The following is a 25,884-nucleotide window of genomic DNA, read 5'->3' as shown; positions in this document are numbered from 1 at the left end:
CTGAAAGACGATCAGGTTGATAGGTTCGAGGTGGAAGCGCGGCAACGTGTGCAGCTGACGAATACTAATCGGTCGAGGGCTTATCCTAAATAAGTTAAAATCAGCTAAAGCAAGAAACCTTCGCAAAGGTTCGTATCCAGTTTTCAGGGTGTTAAGTAATGCCCGAACAATTACATTGTTCCCTGATAGCTCAGTTGGTAGAGCACTCGACTGTTAATCGAGTTGTCACAGGTTCGAGTCCTGTTCGGGGAGCCATTTCTGGAGAGCTGTCCGAGTGGTCGAAGGAGCACGATTGGAAATCGTGTAGGCGCTAACCGCGTCTCGAGGGTTCGAATCCCTCGCTCTCCGCCAGATATGGCCCGTTGGTCAAGTGGTTAAGACACCTCCCTTTCACGGAGGTAACAGGGGTTCGAGTCCCCTACGGGTCACCATTTATTACCTGAAAAAAAGACTTGCATTCGATACAGTAATTGAGTTAAGATATTACTTGTCGCTGTCATGGAGGCTTAGCTCAGCTGGGAGAGCATCTGCCTTACAAGCAGAGGGTCGGCGGTTCGATCCCGTCAGCCTCCACCATATAACTTAATGACGCGGGGTGGAGCAGCTCGGTAGCTCGTCGGGCTCATAACCCGAAGGCCGCAGGTTCAAATCCTGCCCCCGCAACCAATTTCTTATTTCGAATAAATATTCGAAATAGCTCAACGCGGAGCCGTGGTGTAGTGGCCCAACATGCCTGCCTGTCACGCAGGAGACCGCGGGTTCGAATCCCGTCGGCTCCGCCATTTAATCAAAGTTCGGCTCGGTAGCTCAGTCGGTAGAGCAGAGGACTGAAAATCCTCGTGTCGGCGGTTCGATTCCGTCCCGAGCCACCATTTTTCGAAAGCAATTGTATATGCCGGTGTAGCTCAGTTGGTAGAGCAACTGACTTGTAATCAGTAGGTCGTGGGTTCGACTCCTATCGCCGGCACCATCTTGGAGGATTAGTGAAGTGGCTAAACACGGCAGACTGTAAATCTGCTCTCTCAGAGTTCGGTGGTTCGAATCCATCATCCTCCACCATTTCCTAGGGGCATAGTTTAAAGGTAGAACAAAGGTCTCCAAAACCTTTGGTGTGGGTTCAATTCCTGCTGCCCCTGCCAATTAAATATAGTTGTATGGCGGTCGTGGCGAAGTGGTTAACGCACCGGTTTGTGGATCCGGCATTCGTGGGTTCAATTCCCATCGGTCGCCCCATAACAACTACTAAAAAACATTTAATGTATTGGGGATTAGCCAAGCGGTAAGGCAACGGACTTTGACTCCGTCATTCCTAGGTTCGAATCCTAGATCCCCAGCCATTAATTTGCGGAAGTGGCTCAGCGGTAGAGCATCGCCTTGCCAAGGCGAGGGTCGCGGGTTCGATTCCCGTCTTCCGCTCCATTTTTTGTTTGGCGCCATAGCCAAGTGGTAAGGCAGAGCTCTGCAAAAGCTTTACCCCCAGTTCGAGTCTGGGTGGCGCCTCCACAATTTTATTTTAGCAATGAGCGCCCTTAGCTCAGCTGGATAGAGCGTTTGACTACGAATCAAAAGGTCAGGAGTTCGAATCTCTTAGGGCGCGCCATAAGTTTAGCCGGCGTGGCGGAATGGCAGACGCGCGCGACTCAAAATCGTGAGGGAAACCGTGGAGGTTCGAGTCCTCTCGCCGGCACCACTTTATACATCAGACAGCCTGCAGGATCTTAGATCTTGTAGGCTTTTTTTGTTGTTTCTAAGCTTATGCGCAATTAGTAATGATAACGTTCAATTACGCACCGGAATATCGTGGACGGGATTTTGCGCTGTATGAGATAATCGAATGAATAAATTGGTAAAGGGTCGATCCGAAGTGAAACTGTTCCAGTCGCTGCAGTTTAAATTGATTATCGGCATATTCGCCATGCTCGTTCCACTTGTTGCGTACCATCTCTACACCAACTTTTATGCGATTCAAGTTGTGAGAGAGAAAGTTGCCTCTTCCAATAATGACTTGGTCGATTTGTTCATGCAGAGCAAGGTTGATCAGGTGCTTGAGGATACGAGTAACTATTTGCTGACGCGAGCTGCCGGCGACCCGGACGTCCTCTCGTTGAATTTATACCCGGACAACGACGGTGAATATCAGCTACGCAAAGCAAGAATTATAAATCGGCTGCGTGATGATCTTGTGCTGTACCGGATCAATACATTTTTCCTATATTCCCGAAAGGCGCAGGATTTAACGGTCACGGACGGCAATTATAAAAACTTTGGAGAGCTTGCAGGTTGGCTTCAGAAGAGCAGTACGAACGATAATGCAGAATGGACCATTCTGCGTAACGGGGACGAATATGGTTTATTTACGGCCGTCCACGCATCGCCTGACGTTATGCTCGGCGCCTGGATCGACGTGGACAATCTGCTCGTACCCTTTCGACAGTTGAATCTCGGCGGTGGCGGTGAGGTTATGATGATCGGTCCGAATGGAGAGCCGCTGACTCCATCCTCACTGTCGGATACAGGCCTGGATGATCTCCGCCATCATCTGAAGTCACTAGACGGCTCCTATTTCGTTCTGGAGCAGCCAGAGGGTAAGGAGCTTGCTGTAGGGACTAAGTCTGCGCAATCGGATATCCGGGTCGTCGTACTCGTGCCTGAACGAAGCTTGCTTCAGCGTCTCACCTTCTTCGTAAGGGCGGCATGGCTAATTCCGCTTGGCGCTGTCCTCGTGCTTGGCTTATACATCTTTCTACTTAAGCGCGTTCTGTTCAGACCGCTCAGTGATCTCATACGCGGTATGCGGCGGATCATTCAAGGAGATTTGAATTTCCGGCTGGCAGAGGATAAGACGAGCGAGCTCCTGTTCTTATCCTCGACTTACAACCATATGGCTGACCAGATCAAACAGCTGCGGATTGGTATCTATGAGCAAGAGCTGAGAGTTAAACAAGCGGAGCTTAAGCATCTGCAGGTACAGATCAATCCCCATTTTTATTTGAACAGCTTACATATTATCTATAGCCTCGCTACTCTTAAGCTACATGGTAACGTACAGAAGATGGCTTTATACTTAGCGGATTATTTCAAATTTACGATTCGGACGAACCGGACACATGTAGCTTTACATGAAGAGATAAAGCATATCTCCAACTACTTAGAGATCCAGAAACTGCGTTATCCCGATATGCTGGACTTTGAGATGCATATCCCAGTTCCGCTCGGAGCTTCGGCCATTCCGGCGCTTACAGTTCAGCCGTTCGTCGAGAATGCGATTATTCATGGCATACGAATGGAAGGAGAGGCGTTCATCGTTCGGATTGAAGCGAAAGCGCTTACGGACGACCCGGAGCTGTTCACGATCGAGATTTCGGATAACGGAGTAGGTTTCCCTCCGGAGCAGCTGGCTCAGTTAGGGTCGGGAAGTTTTATGGAGGAAGCGGACGGCAATCATATCGGGATATGGAATGTGATGTATCGGCTGCGGCTTTATTTTGGGGAGAGAGCGGCTGTGGAATTTGCGAATGGAGTTACAGGCGGCGCGGTCGTGAAGCTGACGCTGCCCTTACAGCTCGGGAGTGACGGGGGAGGCCATGTGCATGTTTAATTTGCTGATCGTAGACGATGAGAAATATTCGGTTGCCGGTATCACGCAAGGGATCGATTGGACAGGCATGCCCGTTGAGAACATCTATGAAGCATATAGCGCCAAGCAAGCGAAGGAGCTTATGAACAACGTCAATGTTGACCTGCTGATCTCTGACATCGAGATGCCTGGTGACAATGGCATTCAGCTGCTCGAGTGGACACGTGAACATTTTCCAGAGACGGAGACGATCTTCCTGACCGGACACGCTAATTTTAGCTATGCGCAGCAGGCGGTACACCTCGGCAGCTATGAGTATATCGTAAAGCCAATAGATTATGAGGAGCTTAAGAGAATCGTATCTGGAGCGCTGAAGGAGATAAGCGACAAGAGAGAAGCAAGGGAGTACCAAGAAACATACCGGCGCTATCACGACCGTTGGGTGCAGCAGAAGCCACTGCTCATCGAACGGTTCTGGCAGGACTTACTCAGCCAGCGTATCGCTTCATCGCAGGGCAATATTGATGAGGCTATCCATCTCTACAACTTGCCGCTCACATCGAATCAGAAGGTCCTTCCGGTATTAATTAGCGTGGAGCAGTGGAGTAAAGAGCTCGATACTCGGGATGAAGAGATTATGGAATACGCCATCCGCAATTCGGCGCTGGAGATTCTGCTGGCGGAAGAACGAGGGGCAGTGCTGCAGGACCGATCAGGCGTCAATGTGGCTCTCCTCTATGACGGTCTAGCCGAAGTGGATGGGATGGAAAGGTTGAAGGATCGATGTAAAATGCTGTTAGAGGCGGCAAAGCGATATTTCTACTGTGAAATCTCCTGTTATATCGGGGAAGAGACGGTACTCTCTCGTCTGTCTGTTTCTTACCGTGCATTATTAGAGCAGGAACAAGATAATGTGGCGGAATCAAACAATGTGTTTACGCGCGAGCAATCGGCGGACAGAACGATGCAGGCGGTTCCTTTTGCCCCGTTTGATGATTGGCTGGTGCTATTCGAATCGGGGAATAAGCAGGAGCTGCTGAAGCGGCTGGATGACACGGTGAATTCGATTAGAGAGCGTGACACGACCGCCGATACGGTAGATATGCTTACGACCTCAATCAAGCATCTGCTCTATCGATCATTCCATCGTCAAGGCTTGCCTATGTTTGGCGGATTCGTAGTGAAGGGTGGTATCCGGTCGTTAACACAGTTCCATTCGTGGGCACAGCAAACGGTTGAAGAGGCTTTTGAAGTCTATCACGCGCAGGTGGCAGATACGAGGGCGGTCATTGATAAGATCCATCAATATGTTAGTCAGCATCTGATGGAGGAAGAGCTGAAGCGAGAAGATATTGCGAAGCATGTTTTTCTGAATCCAGCTTATCTGTCACGACTCTATAAGAAAGAAACGGGGATTGCCTTGTCGGACTACATCATGCATGCACGAGTGGACAAATCCAAGTCTTACTTGGCGAATACGGACCGTAAAGTATCGGATATTGCGGTCGCGGTCGGATATGCGAATTTGTCTCATTTTGCAAAAGTGTTCCGCAAGATTGTCGGTGTTGGTCCGAAGGAATATCGGCAAAAATTCAATAAATAACGGTCATAGCCTCCAATCAACATGGTTGGGGGCTTGCTGTATGTCCAATAAGGTAACAGAAACGTCGGAATTGTCACCACACTCGGTAGAGAAAGCGCTTTCTCAAACGTTATTATTCAAATGAGCACAAGGAGATGAATAAACGGGGGAGGAAGCGAATTGGGGAAGCACGCGAGGGTTTGGGCAATCGGCGGTAAATGGTTGATGGCGTTCATGCTGGCATTACCGTTGTCGATGCCCATTCAGGAGATAGCGGCAGAGGGGGCTGCATCATCTGAGGCGGTCACTTGGATGAATAACTTCGATCCTGATGTATTTACAGGCTGGGGATTATGGGCAGGCGAAGGCAGCTCCGTTAAACAGATGAGCGTGGACGGCGTTACAGGCAAGGCAGTTCGTATGGATTACGATCGTTCAGCGCTCGGTTGGGGACTTGTCGCGCATGCGGAGCTACCGGCGGAGTGGCGATTGGACGGTATAAAAACGATTCAGTTCTATGCAAAAGGCGATGGAATTGAGCAGGACTTCTATGTCGGTGTCGAAGAGAAGGATGGCGGCGACAAGTACCGTAAGCTAATATCGATCAGCGGCAGGGAGTGGACGCTTGTTACGATACCGGTATCTGAGCTTACCTATCAGGATGGCGGCGATCAGCATCTGGATTGGGATCGCGTCAATTCGATCAATATCAGCCCGGAGATCAATCGCTCCGGTCAAGTCACTATTGACGACATGACGCTAGGCAATTTCGAGCCAAGCTTGACGAATACGTTCTCGCCCGATGTATTCGGAGACTGGGGACTGTGGGCTGGAGATGGCAGTCAAATTACAAAGTCAGCCATTGATGGGTTCAAAGGAGGTCAAGGAGCGAGGTTCGACTATACACGCTCCGCGGCCGGTTGGGGCTTAGTTGCTCACGGCTCAATTCCAGCGGACTGGAAGCTGGAAGGAACAGAGGCGCTGAGCTTTATGATTCGCGGCGACGGAACGGAGCGGCATTATTCAGTCGGTGTGGAGGAGAAGGACGGCGGCGATAAGTTCCGTGCCGTCATTGCTGTGAATGGCGAGGGATGGACACCGGTGACGATTGCAGCGTCAGACCTCGCCTATCAGGATGGCGGAGGCAATGGACAGTTAGACTTCGGACTGGTGAACGGCATCAATATTAGTCCGGAAGAGAACGGCTCCGGCAGCTGGTCGCTTGATGATTTTACGTTCTACAAAGGCGGCTTGTTGCCTCCGGTGGTTCAAGAACCATCCTTGAATGTTACGGAGCTGACTGCTTCACGAGCGGGCTCGGTGTTCACAGGCAAGAACATCACGCTGGATGCGAAGCTGGATAATAGCGGTTCTGTACCGACAGCGCTGACAAGGAAGTTAAGCTATACCGTCAGAGATGAGTCTGAAGCGGTCGTATTGTCAAGTACAGCCGATATACCGGCAATTGCTGCAGGCGGCAAGACTGATGTAGCTCTGTCGTTCCAAGTGCCGAAATACGGCTATTATACGATCGAAGCGGTTATGGAGGATGATGCAGGCGTGGTGTCGGCGCGGACTTCTGCCTTCGCTGCCGTTGCTCCGGCTTCATCATCGGAAGGGACGGCATTGGCACGTAAGGATGATAATTCTGATGATGATGCTTCGCTAAGTGGGTTCTCGACGCATTACGATTATTTGGCTAGCGACGATCTCCGGAAGCAGGAAGCGGGACTCATCCGGCTAGCCGGCGCGCAGCTGGTTCGGAATGATTTTCTGTGGAACACAATCGAGCCGGCCAAAGGCTCGTATGATTGGTCGCTGTATGACCGTATCGTAGCGGCGAATAAATCGCAAGGCTTGCAAATGATCGGCATGCTGGCATACAGCGCGACTTGGGCAAGCACCGCAGCAGAAGGTGCGGATATGCCTGATCATTACCCTCCACGTACGGTCTCCGAGTATGCGAATTTCGTCTATAAGACGGTATTGCGATACAAGGATACCGTCCACCAGTGGGAGATTTGGAATGAGCCGAATTTGGACGGCTTCTTCAGACCGACGCACTCGGCAGAGGCTTATGTTGAACTGCTGAAGGCAGGGTATTTGGCAGCGAAGCGGGCCGATCCTACCGCGACTGTCGTCATGAGCGGGCTCTCGGGAACCGGCGGAGGCTATCTGGATGAGATGATCGCTGCCGGAGCGATGGACTACACGGACGCGGTCGTTATCCATCCTTATCAGGCAGGTGATCCAGAGGCTGGAGATGCTTTCGTCCATGATCTTGCAGGCGTACAGGCAAAGGCGCCGAATAAACCGCTATGGCTGACGGAATGGGGCTGGCGGACAGATGAGCAGGGGGCATCGAATCAAGCCATATACACCGTGAAGGGCTATTTGCTCGCGGATGCGATGGGCGTGCAGCGCAACGCACTTTACTCGTTTAACATTGCGACGGATACGCAGTTCGGTCTTGCCGATTCCAGCATCGGGGGGGCGGTGAAGCCGGTCTATCCGGCAGTAGCTGCCATGAATCACGTACTGGCAGAGCTTTCCTACGCTGGAGATGTCGCGCTTGGCGATGACGGCGTAACCGCGCTTGCCTTTAGCGGGCACGGCAGCGCTGATTCCGTGCTCGCCATGTGGTCAACGACAGCGAAGACGATTGAGCTCAGGACGACGAAGCCTGTCACGATCTATGATTTCTACGGCAATGCCACCACAGTCACGCCTGTTCAAGGCAAAGTGACGGTGATGCTGTCGGCGCAGCCTCTCTATGTGCAAGGCAAGCTCCAGTCTTACGTGGGGAGCGCTGACCCGAGAACAGGCGGCACCAAGCACGCCGATCATCCTGGGAAGTCCGGTAAGCATAACGATCCTGACCAGGCTTGGATCATGAATAGCCCGTATACGCGAATCGGTCATGCTACGCTCACACGTGGCTTTGACAATTCGTTCTCGGTTGAAGTGTACAACTATAGCAGTCGCAAGCTTACAGGTACGTTAGAGCTCGCCGGTATCCCGAAGAGCTGGATCGCTTCAGCTAAGGGGATGTTACGTGCGTATGAAGTACAGCCATATACAAGCCAGACAATCACGTTCCAGCTGAAGCCGCCTGCAAATGTAGAGCTTGGCACGGTACAGGTAACGGTTAGAGAGACAGGTTCAAAGCCGACATTAAAAGCCAAAACCGTACCGCTAGACATTGTTCCGAAGCTGGCAGTTCAGGTTGATAAGAAGGCGATAAAGCTAACTAACATGACGAGCCAGTCCGTCTCCGGCAGCGTAGCGCTTCAAGCAGCTGCGGGTTGGCAGATGACGATCGCGCAGCCGAACTTCGAGCTCCCTGCCGGCGCATCCGTATCGCTGCCATACCGCATGAATCCGCTCAGTGGCACAAAGGCATCGAGCGAGCTTGCCATTGTGGGTACGATTAGCACAGAAGGGGAAACGATTCCTTTTGCCCAGACGCTCTATGTCATCACCGCTTCGCATGCTGAGCAAGCTCCCGTCATCGACGGACTTGCGGATGACAGTTGGTCCTCCGCCGCCGCAGCGGTGACAAATATGCAGGAGCAAGTGAGTGCGGATTATCGCGCCAGCTGGCAGGTGGACGATGTCTCGGCAAATGTGAAGCTCATGTGGGATGCCTCCAAGCTGTATGTGTTTGCGGTCGTCAAGGATGATCGGGCATTCCAGCCGCAATCTGGCGGTGCGATGTGGCAGGGAGACTCGCTACAGCTTGCTTTCGATGCGGCGAATACGGGTTCCGCCGGCTATGGTTCGCAGGTCTATGAACTGCAGATCGGCAAGCAGGACGGTGGAGAAGCGCAGATTTTCAAAGGGATGGGCTTTGCCAAATCCGGATTGATGGAAGGCGGCAATATCGCAGTCATCCGTGATGAAGCGAACGGAACGACGACGTATGAGCTGAGCATTCCGTTCACTGAGCTTGATGGCTTCGGTGATGGGACGGCGATGAAGGAAGCGGGCTTCTCCTTCCTCGTTAATGACAACGATGGCAGCGGGCGTGAAGGCTATATCGAATGGTCTTCCGGAGTCGGCGGCGCCAAAAATGCTTCGCAATTCGGTACATTGTGGCTGATGCAGTAGAAAGGCAGTACGGGGAGGTCAGGGCTGGAAGATCAAATGCATGTCCTCCCCTTCATATAGCTGCACAATTCTATGGGAGCAGGTGACTAATGTGAGGAATGCTCGTCAGAAAAGCAATCTGAAGGCTTGGTCGAAGTTAGGTGTTGCGGCAGCACTAGGTTTGACGCTGTTGTTTCCGGCAGCAGTTAGCTTCGCTGGAACGGCTACGACAATTACCGTGGATACGGCTTCAAACGCGGGAACTGTCAATCCGTTCGACTGGGGCGTTGGGGCTCCGGACAAGTACGCGTGGTGGGCGGGGAATACGGCGCTCAAAACGAGAATCAGCGATGCGAAGATTAAGCTTGTACGCGTAAATCCGATTCAAAATATGCTGTACAACAGCAGAGATCCATATCCTTCGTCCGGCACTTTCTCGCTAACAGATATGGATGCGATTCTGAATACGATCTTCGATGCGGGAGCGGAGCCGCTGTTCGTTGTCGCAGGGTTCCCTGCTGGCGTGCCGAATACCCGCGACGCAAGCGGAACCATTACGTCGGCAAACTGGACGGAATACGGTAACTTCATGAAAGGCGTCGTGAAGCGGTACAATACGGACCATGCCTTAGGCGCTTCGAAGACGATTCGCTACTGGGAACTATGGAATGAGCCGACCATCGAGGGAGACGGTAAATTCGCGAGTCAGGCAGCCTACAAAACATTTGCCCAAACAGTGGGGAATGCCATGAAGGCGCAGGACAGCTCCATTAAGCTGATCGGACCGGTTGATGCATGGTCGGATTTGAGCGGGACGGGATACTTATCGTATGCAGCTAAGCAACTGGAGAGCCAGATCGATATTCTGAGCTGGCATGATTATGGTCCGGACCCTACCAATTCGGATGCGACACGCCTCGCATGGACGAAGCCGCACTATCAAGACAATGTGGCAACGGTCAAGTCAGGCGGCACTGGCGACATCTTCAAGGGGCCGTCAGGCAAGCTGTATGGTGCGGCGATTACCGAATACAACATGAGCCACCAAGACGGTGGAAGTACGTACAACGCGAAGTACCATAATATTTTCAACGCGGTATATTCGGCAAGTGCGATTATCAATGCGATGAAGGGCAACGCGGATATGTTTATGTCTTATAATTTGGCGGAAACCGGAACGAATCTGCTCGGTCTGCTGGATAACGCCGGATACAGTCCCTATAAGCCGTATTACACGTACCATCTGTTCGGCAATCACTTCGGGAATCAGAAACTGACCTCGTCCGGCGGCGCGACCAATCTCGAATTTGTCTCGTCCAAGGATACAGCCACTGGCAAAACGTACATCATCGCTGTTAATAAAGATGCGAGCGTCACATACGATGCTTCTGTCCAATTGCAAAATATCTCTTCGACGACTGGAACGGTAAATGTGTGGAAGCTGGATGCATCGACGAATCCAACGGCAAGCACTTCACAGGCCTATTCCGGTAGCCAGTTCACGTATTCGATTGCACCGATGACGGTCGTTGCCTTCGAAGTGACACCAGGAAGCGGTGGTGGTGGCGGCACCGTTCTGTTCACGAACGGCTTCGAGAGCAGCGAGACACCGCCGACATGGCTCGATACGCTTGACGGCAGCAGCAATGTGACCGGCTATACCGCTGGCATCAATCCGGAGTGCTCGCCTCGTCTGGAGTCGCCGCATGCAGGAACTGCGACTTTGATGTTCTCAGGAACGGATAACAGCACGTCTATGTCCTACGCCAAATGCAAAGTGTTTGACGTTAATATTGCGATAACTGCTTCGACGAAGCTCGGCTATTGGCTGTATCCGCAGGTGAACAATGCGCGGTACGTTGGTGTTGACCTCATCATGACGGACGGCACGACGCTGCGTGATAGCGGTGCGGTCGACTACAACGGGTTCAGCATGCATCCGAACGCTGGACACGGAGGCGCAATCCCTCTGAACGCGTGGACGAATATTAAATCCAATATCGGCACCGTGTTGGCTGGTAAAACGATTGATCGTATTATTCTGAACTATGATCATGCTGCCGATACCGGACAGTATCGCGGGTTTGTCGATGATATTATCATTACGAACGGTACGCTTCCATGATGTAGCTTGCAAGAAGCTTTAACCGCCCAGAGAAGATCTCTGTGGCGGTTTTTTCTATTTTGTGGGCTTTTATGGAATTACATCCATGTGTAACTAAAACGTTTATCATGTCATCTCGATGCGTAGAGGGCGGGTATCCCCTCCTTCTATAATTCAAATAGAGAGAAACTTCTAGAGAAAGAGAGGATGGACCATGAAGACTATACCCGCGAAACCGCAAGCACGCATCGCAGCGGAGGCAGGTGGGAGGCAGGTCCACGAAAGCCAAAACCGTAGCCACAACCGCAGCCGCAGCCGCAGTCGGGTTCGTAGATTAATCCGCTTCCGAATGCTCTACTTGATGATGCTGCCGATGCTTGTGCTCGTCATCATCAATAATTATTTGCCCATGTTCGGCATTCTCATTGCGTTCAAAAAAATGAACTATGAGCTGGGCATTCTCGGAAGTCCATGGATTGGGTTCGAGAATTTCAAGTTCCTCTTCGCCACAACGGATGCCTGGATGATTACGCGCAACACCTTGTTGTACAACGTTGTATTCATCGCCACGAACCTGGTGTTCGCAGTTAGCTGCGCGCTCATGCTGAACGAAATGCGCAACAGGGTGCTTGCGAAATGGTTCCAGAGCGCGATGTTCCTGCCTTACTTCCTATCTGCGGTCGTCATCAGTTATCTCGTCTTCGCGATGCTGGGTGAGGAGCATGGTTTCGTCAACAACGTAATCTTGAAGTCGATTGGCTTTGACCCGATCTCATGGTATGCCAAACCTGAAGCGTGGCCGATTCTGCTGTCAATCATTAATGCTTGGAAGAACGTTGGCTACTTCTCCGTTGTATACTTGGCCGCCATTGTCGGGATCGACGAAGAGTATTACGAGGCCGCCCTAATCGACGGCGCCAGCAAGTGGAAGCAATTGACTAGCATTACGCTTCCGCTGCTCATTCCGGTGATGGTCATCATGACGCTGCTGCAGATCGGCCGCATCTTCTACGCGGATTTCGGCTTGTTCTTCCAAGTGACGCTCGATACAGGGGCACTGTATCCGACGACGAACGTCATCGACACGTATGTGTACCGCTCGTTTATGGTCATGGGCGATATCGGGATGTCTTCCGCCGCTGGCTTGTATCAATCGGCAGTTGGACTGGTGCTCGTATTCGCATCGAACTTCATCGTCAAAAAAATCAACCGCGACAACACGCTATTCTAAGGAGGCTTGGACTATGAAAGCAGCACGACCGCATTCGCCCAATGCCATCTCGAAGCGTGCCAATTATCTCATCAGTATCTTGTTCTGGCTGTACACCATCGCGTGCGTGTTTCCGCTGGCACTTGTCATCGCTGTCTCTTTCACAGACGAAATGTCGATTCTGAAGAACGGCTACCAGCTCTTCCCGAAAGCATACAGCACGATAGCCTATCAGCTACTGTTCGAGGATTCAGCGCAAATCGTACGCTCATACGGTGTCTCGCTGTTCGTTACAATTGTCGGCACATTGCTCAGCCTCTTGTTGACGGCAGCATTCGCTTATCCGATCTCACGTAAGGAGCTGCCGCTGCGGAATGGCTTTATGTTCTTTATTTTCTTCACGATGCTGTTCAACGGCGGGCTTGTTCCATGGTACCTCGTGTACACCAAATATTTGCACATGAGTGACTCGATCTGGGCACTGATCGTCCCCATGCTCGTGCAGCCCTTCAACATACTCATCATGCGCACCTTCTTCCAGACGACCATCCCCGGCGCTTTAATTGAGGCAGCGACGATAGATGGAGCGGGAGAGCTGCGAATCTTCTACAAGATCGTGCTTCCGCTGTCACTGCCGGTCATTGCGACGATCTCGCTGTTCAATACACTGATGTACTGGAATGATTGGTTCCTGAGCTTGATCTTCATTAGCGATAACGAAACGGTCAGCGTGCAGTTTCTGATGTACAAAACGATGCTGAACATCCAGTATCTCACGTCAAATGTACAAGCTTCGGAAGCTCTCACGCGAGGAGGAGGCACGCTTCGTCTGCCAAGCGAGGCGATTCGTATGGCGATGGCAGTCATCGGCATCGGCCCAATCATTCTGGCTTATCCATTTTTTCAGAAATATTTTGTCAAAGGGCTCACAATCGGAGCTGTCAAAGGCTGATTCCGGCAAGCTATACTACTGTTATGGGAGGGTTTTCACATGAATTCGGGCAAAAGAAAAGGTATTTCCTCACTTGCTCTGGTGTGCGCACTCGGTCTGGTATTATCCGGATGCGGCAGCAGTGGAGAGGGCAACACGAGCAACAACAGCGGCAATGGGAGTACGTCCCAGCAAGCAGATAACAATGACAAAGCGGCTACTGACACTGCGCCAAAGCTGGAAGAAGCGGATTTAACGCTGTACTATCCAGGCTCCCCGCAGAAGGATGAGCAGGAGGTAGAAGCAGCGATTAACGATTATTTGAAGGATAAGATCAATGCGAAGCTGGATCTCATGCCGATTGACTGGGGCAGCTGGGACAGCAAAATCAATCTGATGATCTCGTCCTCGAGGCCGGCTGACATCCTATTCACCGCTGCTTGGAATGGGTTCACAGTGAATGTCGGCAAAGGTGCATTCCTCGATCTGAGCGACCTTATCGACAAGTACGGCAAAGAGATGAAGGCGGTCATGAATCCGGCTTTCCTGAACGGATCGAAAGTAAATGGTCGCAATTATGCGATTCCGACGAATAAGGAATTGGCAGCGACACGCGGCTTGCTCCTGCGCAAAGACATTGTAGAGAAGTACGGCTTTGATCTAAGTACGATTCATACGACAGCGGATCTAGAGCCAATGCTGAAGGAAGTAAAAGAGAAAGAAGCCGATATGACACCGTTCTACGTGTCCAGCGACAGTGGCTTGCTGACGAACCTCAACTTTGACACACTTGGCGATAATTCCGTGCCAGGCGTCCTGCACAAGATCGGCACGGAAACTACGATTCTGAACGAGCCGGCAACACCTGAATTTAAAGAGGCAGCTGCGCTTAGCCGGAAATGGTATCAAGCTGGCTATATCAACAAAGATGCAGCAACGACGAAGGTGAAGCCGGAGGAGCTTATGAAGGCAGGGAAAGTGTTCAGCTACACGACATCCTTAAAGCCAGGCGCAGCTGAAGAAGTGATGCGTTCGGCCGGCGTTCCGCTCGTACAGGTCGAACTGACAGAGGCGACGACAACGACTGGTGATACGACAGGGTCCATGCTGGCGATCTCTCGCACTTCGAAGAACCCGGAACGCGCTATGATGCTGATCAACCTGCTGCATACGGACAAAACGCTGAACAACTTAATTAACTACGGAATCGAAGGAAAGCATTACGTGAAGGTAGAAGGGTCCGACAACGTCATCAAATATCCGGACGGTGTTGATGCAACGAAATCCACGTACAGCCCGGGCACGAACTGGCAAATCGGCAACCAATTCTTGAACTACTTGTTTAACACGGAAAATCCACAGAAATGGGATCTGTTCAAAACGTTTAACGATTCCGCGAAGCCGTCTATCGCGCTTGGCTTCACGTTCAACAGCGATAGCGTGAAGAGTGAGGTGGCTGCTTGCGTCAACGTGTACAAGGAATATTTCGGTACACTGAATGCTGGCATCGTAGATCCGAACAAATACACTGAACAATTTCTCGATAAATTGAAAGCGTCTGGCGTGGGCAAAATCATTGCAGAGAAGCAGAAGCAGTTTGACGAGTGGTATAAAGCAAAAAGCTAATCGGTTATAAAACAAAACGACCGCTCTCCTGTATAGGGGAGCGGTCGTTTGTGATTAGAGCATGATGCTTATTTCTTCATCATATCTGCAACTGTTTTGTCGAACTTCGCAAGCAGTTGATCTTTATTGATTGTGCCGCCTTGGTATTCTTGCATTGCAGCACCGAAGCCTTGAGTTGTACCGTCTGGGAAACGATCCCAGTGCCAGCCAAGTGCTGTCGAGGATTGATCTTTGATGGATGCTGCGATAGTACCGATATCTTCTTTAGTCGCGTCGATGTTAGTCTCAGCCGGCATGAAGTGGAATTCTTTCGTCAGGTACTTCTTACCTGTGTCGGAAGTAACCATCCAATCGAGGAACTTCTTCGCACCTTCAGCGTTTGCAGACTTGCTGTTAACGATCCAGTTGTTCGGTACGCCTACAAACACATGACCTGGTTGGTCATTGATCGGAAGCGGAAGCACGCCAAGATTCAGGTCTGGGTTCACTTTATCGATGTCGCCTTGTGTCCAGTTACCTTGTTGCATCATCGCTGCTTTACCAGCTGCGAAGCTTGCTACTTGTGTTGCATAGTCAGTTGTCAGCTGATTTTTTTGTGCGTTCTTGAAGAGCAGGTCAACAAGGTTTACCCATTGCTCGAACACTTGGTTGCCTTTCGCTGTTGCTTTGCCTGCTTTCCAGTCTTCGATGAACTTCGCTGGATCTGGTTGGTTCGCAAGCGCTACGTCAGCAAGGTGAATACCAAGCGACCACCACTCGTTCGTCGTTTCGAACGGTGTGATGCCTGCAGCTTTCAGCTTAGCAACCGCATCAGTCAACTCAGGAAGCGTCTTAGGCTCAGTTGTGATGCCTGCTTTAGAGAACAGGTCTTTGTTGTAGATCAGACCGAAGCCCTCAGTGTTCATCGGCATACCGTACAGTTTGCCGTCAACTGTTGTAGGAGCTTTCGTCGTCTCAAGCAGGTTAGCTACCCAAGGCTGATCCGAAAGATCAGTTGCGCGGTCCATGTAAGGAACGAGCGAGGAGTAACCGCCGTTGTTGAAGATCTCAGGCTCGGAACCTGAAGCGATTGTTGCTTTCAGAAGCGCGCCGTAGTCTTCGCCGCCGCCGTGAGTTTCAACTTCAACGTGAACGCCTGTTTCTTTCTCATATTCTGCTGCCATTGCATTCAGTTGATCTGCAATCTCAACTTTGAATTGGAATACTTTAATCGGTTTCTTGTCACCGGAGTTGTTCGTGCCAGCGTTAGAACCTGCTTCTGTATTATTTCCTGTGTTACCTGCAGTGTTGTTAGTGTTGTTGTCGGACGATCCGCAGCCTGATGCCACAAGTGCAACAAGCGCAGTAGTCATGACGAGTGCTGAAACTCTTTTCATCTGTCTTTAGTACCCCTTCCAAGTTGTCTGTTTTGTAAATGCTTACATTCTCATTGTAGGTATAATCACATGTTTCTTACACCGATTGCATTGAACAAAAAGGTGGAACATATTGATTACCCTTTCACTGAGCCTGCAGTAATACCTTCGACGATGTACTTTTGTAAAAAGAGGAAGAACACGATAATTGGTGCGATACCGATGGCAAGTCCAGGTAAGGCAAGATCCCATTTCTTCGTATAAGCGCCGAAGAACTTCGTAATGCCGAGCGGAATCGTCGTTAAATCTTTGTTGCCGCCGATCACGAGTACAGGCAGCAGATAGTCATTCCAAATCCATAGTGTATTTAGAATGATGACAGTCACCATAATCGGTGTTAGAAGCGGGAAGACGATTTTGAAGAACACACCGTAAGGTGTGCAGCCGTCAACGACTGCCGCTTCTTCGACTTCAAGAGGAACGCTCTTAATGAAGCCGTGGAACAAGAACATGGATAACGCGAGGCCGAAGCCGAAGTAACAAATGATAATACCGTACAAATGGCCGCGCAGCTCAAGCAAGGACGTGATACGAACCAACTGGAGCATGACGGACTGGAACGGAATGATCATTGATGCAACGAGAGCCGTGAACAGGATTTTGTTAAACACGGTCGGTCTGCGAACGAGACGGTAAGCCATCATGGCACTGATGAACACAATACCGGCTACGCTAAATGTAGTAATAAGTAGCGAATTCATGAAGACATGAGGGAAATCAAGCTGCTCCCACACCTTCTTATAGTTGTCCCAGTGATAAGTCGCTGGCCACTTCGCTGCGTTAAGTAAAATTTCCCCTAATGTCTTCACCGAGTTCGACAGTACGAAGTAGAACGGTGATAGGAAGATTAGGCCGAGCAAGATCGCAGCAATCTCCATTACCAGAATGGGGAAGGAATAATTCGCTTTGCGCTCCATTATGCTTCCACCTCCCGGCGTTTCGTAAACCAAACTTGCGTTACTGTAATAAGCGAGACTGCAAAGAAGAACAGCATGGCTTTCATTGTGCCAAGACCATAGCGGTTATTGTTCAATGCTTCGGCATACACGTTGAATGCGAGCGATTGTGTTGATGTACCCGGACCGCCTTTAGTGAGGGACAGGTTGAGATCGAACATTTTGAACGCATTCGATGTTGTCAGGAACAAGCAGATCGTAATCGCCGGCATAATGAGCGGCACAATTACGCTGTAAAGTAGTTGGAAGGAGTTTGCGCCGTCGATGCGGGCAGCTTCCGTTAGATCTTTAGGCAAGCCAGCAAGTGCCGCGATGTAAATAACCATCATATAACCAGCAGTTTGCCAAATAAAGACGATAACTATTCCCCAGAAGCCAGTTGACGGCGTTCCGAGCCATGGGAGGTTAAAGAACGGAAGATTCGTCAATTCACCGATCGTAGTGAAGCCTTTGGTGAAAATAAACTGCCAAATAAAACCGAGCAGAATCCCTCCGATGACGTTCGGCAGGAAGAACACGGTCCGCAGGAAGTTGCGGGTTTTTAGCGGCTTCGATAAAACCATCGCGAGCAAAAATGCGAGCCCGTTAGCGCCGATGACTGTCACCACTGTGAATTTGAGCGTAAAGCCAAGGGAGTGCCAGAAATTCGTATCAGATGCGATCAGATGCAAGTTGTGAAGTCCCGTCCAATGTGCTTTGTTCATATCGAGTCCGTTCCAGTCGGTAAAGGAATAATAGAAACCGAGCAGAAACGGGATAAACACGATAGCCAGGAAGAACAGCAAGCCAGGTCCTACAAATACGAGTTGCTGCATCCATTCGCTGAGCCTTTTGTTTTTCATAATTAAGTCGCTCCTCTCTCTAGATGTTCAATTTGCGTGATCTTTTGTTACGCTAGGAAACAGTATATAGCACCCCCTCCCGCCAGAAAACCGAAGATCGTGAAGAGTAGGGTGGAATATATTGACCTGCCTGTTACAATAATTATTGGATGGTGGCGCAAATTCGGGACGTCATCGCCCTAGCAGCTTACGGAGGAGAAAACAATATGATTCGAAACAGCATTCGCAAGAAGCTCATCTTCTTCTTGCTCGCTGCGACTATAATTCCGATCGGCGCTTCGATTGCCGTATCCAATCTCTATACGAAGCGTTCTGTCACGGATGCGACAATTAATGAGAACTCCAGCCGTCTGGAGCTCGGGAAGAACAATATCGCGAGCTATTTCAACACGATCAACCAGCTGTCATTGTCCGTATACGGCGGTATCAACGCGGCAGACTCCTTATACACCTACTTGGAGAAGTCGATCTCAAAACCAGTGAGCAGCAATATGGTCGCTACAAGCCATGATCTGGTTTATTTGCACCTGTTTAGTTTGTCACAAGCGAGCAAAGATATTTATCAACTGCACCTATTTATTCCGAGCGGCAGCCAGTCCAATCTTTGGATAAACGGTTTCTTCCGCCGTGAGTATAATCCAAGCTATAAGATGCCACTTGCTCGGGATCGTAACGGGGAAGCGAATCCGTTCATTGAACCGACTCATATGAACACGCAGTACGGGATGCAGTTCTCGCTGCCGGAGTCGAAGACAACGAAGGAACCCGTCATTACGCTGCACCGGCCCATCTACATGACGCCGACCAAGATGGTTATCGCCCTGTTGTCCGTCGACTTGAAAATGGACAGCTTCAACCGAATCTGCGGGCAGCTGTACAACCAGAATGGACGTGAGCGTCTCGCCATCACGGACGAGGCTGGCAGCTACTTATATTCATCCGAGGCTGAAGAATATGGGAAGAAGCTTACCCAGAATTGGTCTGTGAAGCTGGCGCAAACGAGCGGGAGCGGGCATTTTGTATGGAAGGATGATCTTTTTTCCGGGATTATTTTTTACGACCATTTAGATACGCCTTATATGAAGGCGACAATCATTAAACAAATTAAGTATTCAGATCTTTACAGCACCGCTACGGCGTTAACGCGCATCAACACACTAATTGCGGGAGGTTTCCTTCTCATCGCGCTGATCGGCACGGTCTTCATATCGTTCCAGCTGACTGAGCCGATTAAACGATTGATTGGATACATGAATAGAGTGCAGGCAGGCAATTTGTCGGCTCCACTCGAGGTGCGCAATACGGATGAGATCGGTCTGCTGGCCAGAAAGATGCAGAGTATGATGGAGACGATCGATCAGCTCATTCTGCAGGAATACCGGCTGGAGCTTGCGAACAAGACCAATCAGCTCAAAGCGCTGCAAGCACAAATCAATCCCCATTTTCTGTACAATGCAATGCAGTCAATCGGTACGCAGGCACTACAGGGAAATGCGCATAAAACCTACAGCCTCATTACACTGCTGGCCAAAATGATGCGTTACAGCATGACGACCGATGAAACGGAGGTTCGGCTTGAGCGTGAAGTCCAGCATGTGCTAGCTTACCTGGACTTGCAGAAAGAACGGTTCGGCGAGCAGCTTCATGTGGAAACATCATTCTCACCGGAGACGATGAACATTGTTGTTCCGAAAATGCTGCTCCAGCCGATCGTTGAAAATTATTTCAAGCATGGATACACTGGCGGCGTTCAAACAGGTGAGATTAGAATTACGAGCGCAATCCAAGATGAGATGCTGGTGCTTGAAATTATGGATAATGGTAAAGGGATCGAAAGCGATGAGCTTGCGCGGCTGGCGGAAATGCTGACAGGCGAACAGGACGTGAACGTGATCCATACCTTTACCGAGGAGGCGGAGGGCTCTGTGATTGATAAGTCCGGCAGCATCGGACTCATGAACGTTATCGCAAGGCTTAGGCTATATAATGGCCAGGATGCCCAAATTAAACTGGACAAGCGTTTGCCCGCGGGCTTGTCCGTTACTGTACTCATTCCGCTTGCGAAGGGGGGAATCGAACGATGAGAGCATTAATTGTAGATGATGAAAAGCATGTGCGTGATGCAATCAAGCTGCTGGTACCGTGGTCGGAGCTTGGTATTACAGCTCTGCTCGAAGCTGCAGACGGCCAAAGCGCGAAGGAGTTGATCGAGCGCGAGAAGCCGGAGCTTATCTTCACGGACATGATGATGCCAGTCATGAATGGCGTCGACCTGCTGCGCTGGATCCACGAGCAGGAGCTGACGAGCAAGACGATTGTCATTAGCGGCTATGATGATTTTAAGCTCGCGCGCGAGACGCTTCGCTATGGCGGGCTTGACTATATATTGAAGCCAATTGAGCCGGACCAGTTAATCAAGGCTGTCAAACAAGCCATTGAAATGTGGTGCCGCGAAAATCAAGACCGAACGCTTTCGCAAAATCGAGTGATGGAAATCAATCAATTAAAGCCGGTGTATTGGGATAAGGTATTCTCCCAAATGATTGAGGATCCGCAGTCTTACTTCGCACAAGCGGAGCCGCTTCAGCAAGAATTCGGGCTGCCTGTCGGTTCAGACCTTGTCAGAGTGGCGGTCCTGTCGTTCGAAGGCGTCAATCCAGAGAGCCTCCGATCATTCTCGTCGGATGAAGATTTGTTCTACTTCACGATGATGAATATTAGTAATGAAATTGTGCAGGAAGCGCGCCAAGGCTATGCATTCTCCTATTGGAATCAGCGGCGAGAAATAGTCGTGATCATGTGGAGCAGGCTGGAGGACGCGGCTCAAAGCTTGAACCGGATGCAGGAAGGATTTAAGCGTACGCTTCGTACTTCCTTTCATTTTGGCCTAGGCGGCGTTCATCCGTTTCCTTCGGGCTTAAAGGCTGCTTACCAAGAAGCAAGCGCAGCGCTGCACCATCGCAATCTGCTTGAAGCGGGACAGACGATCCATCAGTACTCGGAGCTTGACCCTAGGGGCAGAATGCAGCTTGTTCATCTCTCCGATCATGGCGAGGCGTTTCGAATCGCGTTCCATAGTGGGCAGGCGCAGCGGATTCGTGAAGCGGTGGCCGACTGGATCCAAGCGGTGACTGGTGCCGGACGCATAACGCCGGATATGCTGGAGATGTGGCGAAGTGAATATAGCGTGCTGTGCTCGCAATGGTCAAAGTCGTGGCTGGAAGAAGCTAGCGACGCGCCGCCGGGACCAACAATCGATGAGGATGTGTTCACTCTTCGGTACGAGCCGGACTGTCGATTCTCGCTTGAGCAGCTTGAGCAGGCTTTGGCGGAAGATCTGATCCGCTTTGAGCTGTCGCTACGCGAGCTCAAGCAGCAGACAGGCAATGTCATCTATGAGATAAAGAAATACGTCGAGACCCATTACCAACGGGAGATATCGCTGCAGGACATCGCGAACCATTTCTACCTCAGCCGGGAGTATATCTCGCGCAAGTTCAAGCAGGAGCTCGGCGAGAACCTGTCGGATTATATCGGCCGGATCCGTATTGCCAAGGCGCAGCGGTTGCTTGAGAATCCGAATATGCGAGTCGTGCAAATCGCGCAGATGGTCGGGTATCAAGACGAGAAGTACTTCAGCAAGGTGTTTAAGAAGCTTACTGGGATGACGCCGAACGAATATCGGAAAGGTCAGCTGCTGTAAGTTGGCTATAGGAGGGGCTTCAAGGCGGATATGACGTCTGGAAGCCTCTTTTTTACCGGTAATGGCCGTGAGGCGGACCGGGTTTACGTCTTAGGTACGGAGGGTTCCCCGACTGAGGTCCAGTATGAAAAACCGTCCTCAGTCCGTTTTGAACCGATCGGAAAAAGCCTATTATGAATACATAAAGACGAATTGGTGCGAACGGAAACAACGAGAGTAGCAATTGCGTCAGCAAAACGAATTGGTACGAATAGAAACAACGAGAGTAACAATTGCGTTAAGCGAAACAAACAAAGAAACAAAACGTACGGAATGAACAACATGTAATTTAATTAGCGAAAGGCGGTGACTAAAACAATGAACGGAAAAAATGCACTGGGCGCTATTTTGGTCGTAATCGGCGCACTTATGATCATGAACTTTATCGGTCTTCACCTCGGTTGGATTATTGGGCTTCTGATGCCATTCATCCTGATCGGACTTGGTGTAATCGGACTTCGTAACAACAGCAAAGTGATTGGCGGTATCTTGATCGTCGTCGGCGCGATTATGCTGCTTGGCAAGCTGGGTACGATTATCGGACTTGTAATCGCGATCGCAATCATCGCATGGGGCGTCTCCCTATTCAAGAATCGCCATAAACGCGTATAAAGTTAATTCGTTGCACTAGTACTAACATCTAATTGGGAACAAAGGAGGCGAACCGATGAGCATCATTCGCAGAGTTCGGGATATGACGGTGGCAACGCTCAATGAGCGATTGGAGAAAGCAGAAGATCCTGTTAAGCTGATTGACCAGTTCCTCTGGTCGACAAGAGAAGAAATTATCGGGGCAGAGCGGCTGTTCCAGCAATGCCTGACACATAGCAATCATCTGAAAGCACAATGGCTGCAAGCGGAGCAATTGAAAGAGAAGCGCGAGCAGCAAGCGATTATCGCCTTGAAAGCAGGCGAGGAGCATGTTGCGCGCATTGCTCTGACGGAGAAAGCATCAAGCGAGGAGCGTGCAACGCAGTATCGCGAACTGTATGAGCAAGCGCTGCACGGCACAACCGAGCTTGAACAGCAGCTGCGCGAATTGCGCAGCGAGTACCAGACGGTCTACGACAAGCGGGAATACTTCTCCGCACGTATGGAGTCACTTCGTCTGCAGCAGCGGATGAACGAGCGGTACACAGGCGGCAGTGCGAATGGACCGGGTCAGCAGCCAGGCGGCATGTTCCGCAAGCTGGAAGACCGGATCAGTGATATGGAGCTGGAAGCGCGCAGTTTGCGTGATCTGCGTAAAGCGGGCGGGCAACTGTTAAGCGAAGCGGGCTTTGCCCTTCAGAACACGATTGAACGTGAGATGGAGCAATTGAAACGGAAATTACAGCAGGAAGGATGGAAGTCGTAATGAAGAAACTGTACCGGTCGCGCCGCGATAAGAAACTGTTTGGCTTATGCGGTGGTCTTGCCGAGATGCTGAATGTTGATGCGACGCTGCTGCGGATTCTTCTGATCGTCGTGACCGTCTTTACTAGCGGAATATTAATTCTAATCTATATCTTGGCTGGCTTAGTCGTTCCGAAGGACCCTTACCACCACGGGGGTTACGGTCCAAGCAACTTCAATGGCAATTGGAATAACGGCCCTTTCGGAGGCGGACATAGCCACAATTCCGGCCAAAGCTTCGGCGGCGGCTACGGTAGCGGCAATGCTAGCGGTGGCGGTTCTTACACGAACCCGCCTCAGCCTAGCCCTGGCGCTGCCGGCTGGCAGCCTCCGACACAAACGTCGGCTTCGAATATAGATGCGATGATGGATGATCTGGAGAAACGTGCGCTGCGCAAAGAAATTGAAGAGCTTCGTGCTAAATTAGCGAAACATGAGAAGGGAGATTTATAATATGAGTATTTTTAAACGAATGAAGGATATGACGAAGGCATCGGTGCATGAGCTGCTAGACAAAATGGAAGATCCAGTCGTCATGCTGAACCAATATTTGCGCGATATGGAGGGTGAAATCCATACCGCAGAGCTGACTGTTGCGAAGCAAATGGCTAGCGAGCGCCGCATGAAGCAGCGTCTTGAGGAAGCAGTACGTGGCGTTAGCGACCGTGAAGCGAAGGCAGAAACAGCTCTTCGCGCCGGTCAGGAAGAGCTTGCTCGCAAGCTGCTTGAAGAGAAAATCTTCTTCGACCAGAAGACGACAGAATATACGGAGCTCCACCAGAATGCGAAGTCGCAAGCGGATGAGCTGATGAATCAGCTGCACAGCATGAAAGATGAGTACTATCAATTGCGCAACAAGCGCAATGAGCTTGTTGCCCGTGCCCAAATGGCGAAGGCGAAGAAGCAAATGGCGCAAGTATCTGCCGTACACTCCATCGAGAGCGGTCACGCATCCCGCGGATTCAGCCGTATGGAAGAGAAAATCATGCAGCTGGAAGCGGAAGCGGACGTCATGCGCGTACCTTACGGAGCTCCTGGCGCACACCAAGCAGTCGGCACGATTGATACAGCAAAGCAGCTACAAGTGGAAGAACAACTGCAGCTTCTCAAGAGCAAGCTGAATCCTCCTGTAGCGCAAGCAACGATTGAAACGCCGACAGGTGAATAAAACGAGAATGAATTTGCAAAAGATGTAGCCATACTTGGTCGATGCTTAAAATAGCATCGGCCTCTGGCTTGTTTTGCAGGTTTACATAGTCTAAAGGGGGAACAGCATGTCAGCGGAGTCGTCTTCGCCGAACAAGCCGGATAACGCAGTAACCGGAGCGGCTACTAGCGCGGAAGCAGGAACGGGTACGCAAGTGGGAGCCTATTCTTCGCAGCCAGCTAGGGCAGCCGGGCACCAATTCCCGGATTATCTGAAAAGTACAGAACCGCTGCCGAGCCAATCGGAGAAGCGTAAAAATGCAGCGGAGACGGTGCTATGGCTGCTCGTTATTCTCGGCCTCGGCGTACTGCTGCTGCAAGGAACAGGTTATTTGAAGCTATTCGCCTTGCAGAGCAAGGCTGCGCTCATCGGGCTTTCCGTCATCGCCCTGTCACTTGCACTCGCTGCGGTGTACAGCTACTTGCAGGGACTGAAGCTTCGTGCAGCGGTGCAGCGGCTCACCGATCAGCAGCGCAACAAGCGGCAGCAGCGGGTAACGCTGCTGTCCGAGGATGGCGGAGCACAAGTGCCGCCAGAGTCGTTCACAGCAGAGGATGAAGCGTGGACTGAGCAGGTTCGTTTCTCGGCGGTCATCGAAGAGCGTCAGCGGCTCGCTCGTGAGCTTCACGATGCGGTCAGCCAGCAGCTGTTCGCGATATCGATGACGGCGACTGCGGTCAGCCGAACGATGGAGAAGGACTGGGAGCGGGCGAAGCGTCAAGTCCAGCTAATCGAGGAGATGGCATCTGTCGCACAGTCCGAGATGCGTGCTCTGCTGCTTCATCTTCGTCCTGTACATCTCGATGGCAAGAATCTTGGGCAGGCGCTGCACAGCCTTATTGATGAGCTGAAACAGAAGGTGCCAATGGTCATCACGCTTGAGGCTGATCCGACCATTAAGCTGGATACAGAAGCGGAGGATCATCTGTTCCGGATTGCACAAGAAGCATTGTCCAATACGCTGCGGCATTCGAAGGCCGAGCATTTGAATATTTTCTTGCAGCATGCAGGTTCCCATGTTAGATTGACGCTGCAGGATGATGGTCTTGGCTTTAATTTGGAAGAGAAGAAGCAAACTTCTTATGGACTGCTCACCATGGAAGAACGGGTGAACGTGCTGGGCGGGTCGCTGAAGCTCATTACATCGCCAGGGAATGGCGTTTTGATCGATATAAAGGTGCCTGCGGGCGGTTCTTGATGGAAGGGGA

General features: G+C 50.9%; 17 protein-coding genes, 16 tRNA genes and 1 rRNA gene. 31 read left to right on the top strand and 3 right to left on the bottom strand.

What is annotated here, in order from left to right; genetic code table 11:
• The 24 genes from BMY11_RS24570 to BMY11_RS24455 all read left to right on the top strand — a co-directional run.
• Positions 1 to 88 (top strand): 23S ribosomal RNA (locus BMY11_RS24570); the annotation flags it as partial.
• Positions 89 to 179: 91 nt separating this feature from the next.
• Positions 180 to 255, top strand: a tRNA-Asn gene (locus BMY11_RS24565).
• Positions 256 to 260: 5 nt separating this feature from the next.
• A tRNA-Ser gene (locus BMY11_RS24560) sits at positions 261 to 351 on the top strand.
• Positions 352 to 356: 5 nt separating this feature from the next.
• A tRNA-Glu gene (locus tag BMY11_RS24555) sits at positions 357 to 431 on the top strand.
• A 69-nt stretch (positions 432 to 500) separates the two neighbouring features.
• Positions 501 to 576, top strand: a tRNA-Val gene (locus tag BMY11_RS24550).
• Positions 577 to 589: 13 nt separating this feature from the next.
• Positions 590 to 666, top strand: a tRNA-Met gene (locus BMY11_RS24545).
• 39 nt (positions 667 to 705) lie between these two features.
• A tRNA-Asp gene (locus BMY11_RS24540) sits at positions 706 to 782 on the top strand.
• A gap of 14 nt (positions 783 to 796) precedes the next feature.
• Positions 797 to 872: transfer RNA gene (locus tag BMY11_RS24535), tRNA-Phe, on the top strand.
• Positions 873 to 894: 22 nt separating this feature from the next.
• Positions 895 to 970, top strand: a tRNA-Thr gene (locus tag BMY11_RS24530).
• Positions 971 to 974: 4 nt separating this feature from the next.
• Positions 975 to 1,059, top strand: a tRNA-Tyr gene (locus BMY11_RS24525).
• 6 nt (positions 1,060 to 1,065) lie between these two features.
• Positions 1,066 to 1,139, top strand: a tRNA-Trp gene (locus BMY11_RS24520).
• Positions 1,140 to 1,157: 18 nt separating this feature from the next.
• Positions 1,158 to 1,233 (top strand) — tRNA-His (locus tag BMY11_RS24515).
• A 29-nt stretch (positions 1,234 to 1,262) separates the two neighbouring features.
• Positions 1,263 to 1,337, top strand: a tRNA-Gln gene (locus BMY11_RS24510).
• A 7-nt stretch (positions 1,338 to 1,344) separates the two neighbouring features.
• Positions 1,345 to 1,419 (top strand) — tRNA-Gly (locus BMY11_RS24505).
• Between the two features lie 10 nt (positions 1,420 to 1,429).
• A tRNA-Cys gene (locus BMY11_RS24500) sits at positions 1,430 to 1,503 on the top strand.
• Positions 1,504 to 1,523: 20 nt separating this feature from the next.
• Positions 1,524 to 1,600: transfer RNA gene (locus tag BMY11_RS24495), tRNA-Arg, on the top strand.
• 8 nt (positions 1,601 to 1,608) lie between these two features.
• Positions 1,609 to 1,690, top strand: a tRNA-Leu gene (locus tag BMY11_RS24490).
• Between the two features lie 144 nt (positions 1,691 to 1,834).
• Positions 1,835 to 3,598 carry a sensor histidine kinase gene (locus BMY11_RS24485; RefSeq protein WP_090582361.1) on the top strand — a complete coding sequence of 588 codons (1,764 nt, stop codon included), beginning with the start codon at positions 1,835 to 1,837 and terminating at the stop codon, positions 3,596 to 3,598.
• Positions 3,591 to 5,180: a response regulator transcription factor gene (locus BMY11_RS24480; RefSeq protein ID WP_177182809.1), complete on the top strand. Its 1,590-nt coding sequence runs from the start codon at positions 3,591 to 3,593 to the stop codon at positions 5,178 to 5,180. The genes BMY11_RS24485 and BMY11_RS24480 overlap by 8 nt, the downstream gene beginning before the upstream one ends.
• Positions 5,181 to 5,339: 159 nt before the next feature.
• Positions 5,340 to 9,269 carry a sugar-binding protein gene (locus BMY11_RS24475; protein ID WP_090582357.1) on the top strand — a complete coding sequence of 1,310 codons (3,930 nt, stop codon included), beginning with the start codon at positions 5,340 to 5,342 and terminating at the stop codon, positions 9,267 to 9,269.
• 91 nt (positions 9,270 to 9,360) lie between these two features.
• Positions 9,361 to 11,373: a GH39 family glycosyl hydrolase gene (locus BMY11_RS24470; RefSeq protein ID WP_090582355.1), complete on the top strand. Its 2,013-nt coding sequence runs from the start codon at positions 9,361 to 9,363 to the stop codon at positions 11,371 to 11,373.
• Positions 11,374 to 11,566: 193 nt separating this feature from the next.
• The gene (locus tag BMY11_RS24465; RefSeq protein ID WP_256217755.1) at positions 11,567 to 12,583 is read left to right on the top strand and encodes an ABC transporter permease; all 1,017 of its coding nucleotides are present in this window, start codon (positions 11,567 to 11,569) and stop codon (positions 12,581 to 12,583) included.
• Positions 12,584 to 12,596: 13 nt separating this feature from the next.
• Positions 12,597 to 13,514: a carbohydrate ABC transporter permease gene (locus BMY11_RS24460; RefSeq protein WP_090582353.1), complete on the top strand. Its 918-nt coding sequence runs from the start codon at positions 12,597 to 12,599 to the stop codon at positions 13,512 to 13,514.
• A gap of 39 nt (positions 13,515 to 13,553) precedes the next feature.
• Positions 13,554 to 15,119, top strand: coding sequence for an ABC transporter substrate-binding protein (locus BMY11_RS24455; RefSeq protein ID WP_090582351.1), 1,566 nt, complete (start codon positions 13,554 to 13,556; stop codon positions 15,117 to 15,119).
• Between the two features lie 68 nt (positions 15,120 to 15,187).
• Here the strand turns inward: BMY11_RS24455 and BMY11_RS24450 are convergent, their stop codons facing one another.
• From BMY11_RS24450 to BMY11_RS24440, 3 genes are all read right to left on the bottom strand, one after another.
• Positions 15,188 to 16,495, bottom strand: a complete 1,308-nt coding sequence (locus BMY11_RS24450; protein WP_090582350.1) for an ABC transporter substrate-binding protein — start codon at positions 16,493 to 16,495, stop codon at positions 15,188 to 15,190.
• Between the two features lie 116 nt (positions 16,496 to 16,611).
• Positions 16,612 to 17,451 carry a carbohydrate ABC transporter permease gene (locus tag BMY11_RS24445; protein WP_090582348.1) on the bottom strand — a complete coding sequence of 280 codons (840 nt, stop codon included), beginning with the start codon at positions 17,449 to 17,451 and terminating at the stop codon, positions 16,612 to 16,614.
• On the bottom strand, positions 17,451 to 18,332 hold the full coding sequence (locus tag BMY11_RS24440) for a carbohydrate ABC transporter permease (protein ID WP_090582346.1): 882 nt from the start codon (positions 18,330 to 18,332) through the stop codon (positions 17,451 to 17,453). Before BMY11_RS24440 ends, BMY11_RS24445 begins: the two co-directional genes overlap by 1 nt.
• A gap of 206 nt (positions 18,333 to 18,538) precedes the next feature.
• On the opposite strand from BMY11_RS24440, the gene BMY11_RS24435 reads away from it, so the two are divergent.
• From BMY11_RS24435 to BMY11_RS24405, 7 genes are all read left to right on the top strand, one after another.
• Positions 18,539 to 20,416, top strand: a complete 1,878-nt coding sequence (locus tag BMY11_RS24435; RefSeq protein WP_177182808.1) for a sensor histidine kinase — start codon at positions 18,539 to 18,541, stop codon at positions 20,414 to 20,416.
• Positions 20,413 to 22,035, top strand: a complete 1,623-nt coding sequence (locus tag BMY11_RS24430) for a response regulator (RefSeq protein WP_090582343.1) — start codon at positions 20,413 to 20,415, stop codon at positions 22,033 to 22,035. Before BMY11_RS24435 ends, BMY11_RS24430 begins: the two co-directional genes overlap by 4 nt.
• A gap of 357 nt (positions 22,036 to 22,392) precedes the next feature.
• Positions 22,393 to 22,686 carry a LiaF transmembrane domain-containing protein gene (locus tag BMY11_RS24425; RefSeq protein ID WP_090582341.1) on the top strand — a complete coding sequence of 98 codons (294 nt, stop codon included), beginning with the start codon at positions 22,393 to 22,395 and terminating at the stop codon, positions 22,684 to 22,686.
• A 55-nt stretch (positions 22,687 to 22,741) separates the two neighbouring features.
• Positions 22,742 to 23,431, top strand: coding sequence for a PspA/IM30 family protein (locus BMY11_RS24420; RefSeq protein ID WP_090582339.1), 690 nt, complete (start codon positions 22,742 to 22,744; stop codon positions 23,429 to 23,431).
• Positions 23,431 to 23,922 carry a PspC domain-containing protein gene (locus BMY11_RS24415; protein ID WP_090582338.1) on the top strand — a complete coding sequence of 164 codons (492 nt, stop codon included), beginning with the start codon at positions 23,431 to 23,433 and terminating at the stop codon, positions 23,920 to 23,922. The genes BMY11_RS24420 and BMY11_RS24415 overlap by 1 nt, the downstream gene beginning before the upstream one ends.
• A gap of 1 nt (position 23,923) precedes the next feature.
• The gene (locus BMY11_RS24410; protein WP_090582336.1) at positions 23,924 to 24,637 is read left to right on the top strand and encodes a PspA/IM30 family protein; all 714 of its coding nucleotides are present in this window, start codon (positions 23,924 to 23,926) and stop codon (positions 24,635 to 24,637) included.
• 106 nt (positions 24,638 to 24,743) lie between these two features.
• A complete protein-coding gene (locus BMY11_RS24405) occupies positions 24,744 to 25,874 on the top strand; it encodes a sensor histidine kinase (RefSeq protein ID WP_090582334.1) in 1,131 nt (376 codons plus the stop codon).
• The last annotated feature ends 10 nt before the right edge of the window (positions 25,875 to 25,884 follow it).

The sequence above is a fragment of the Paenibacillus sp. OV219 genome, from assembly GCF_900110075.1.
GTDB lineage: Bacteria > Bacillota > Bacilli > Paenibacillales > Paenibacillaceae > Paenibacillus_Z.
Note: the sequence above shows the minus strand (reverse complement) of the source record. Positions and strands in the feature narration are given on the sequence as shown.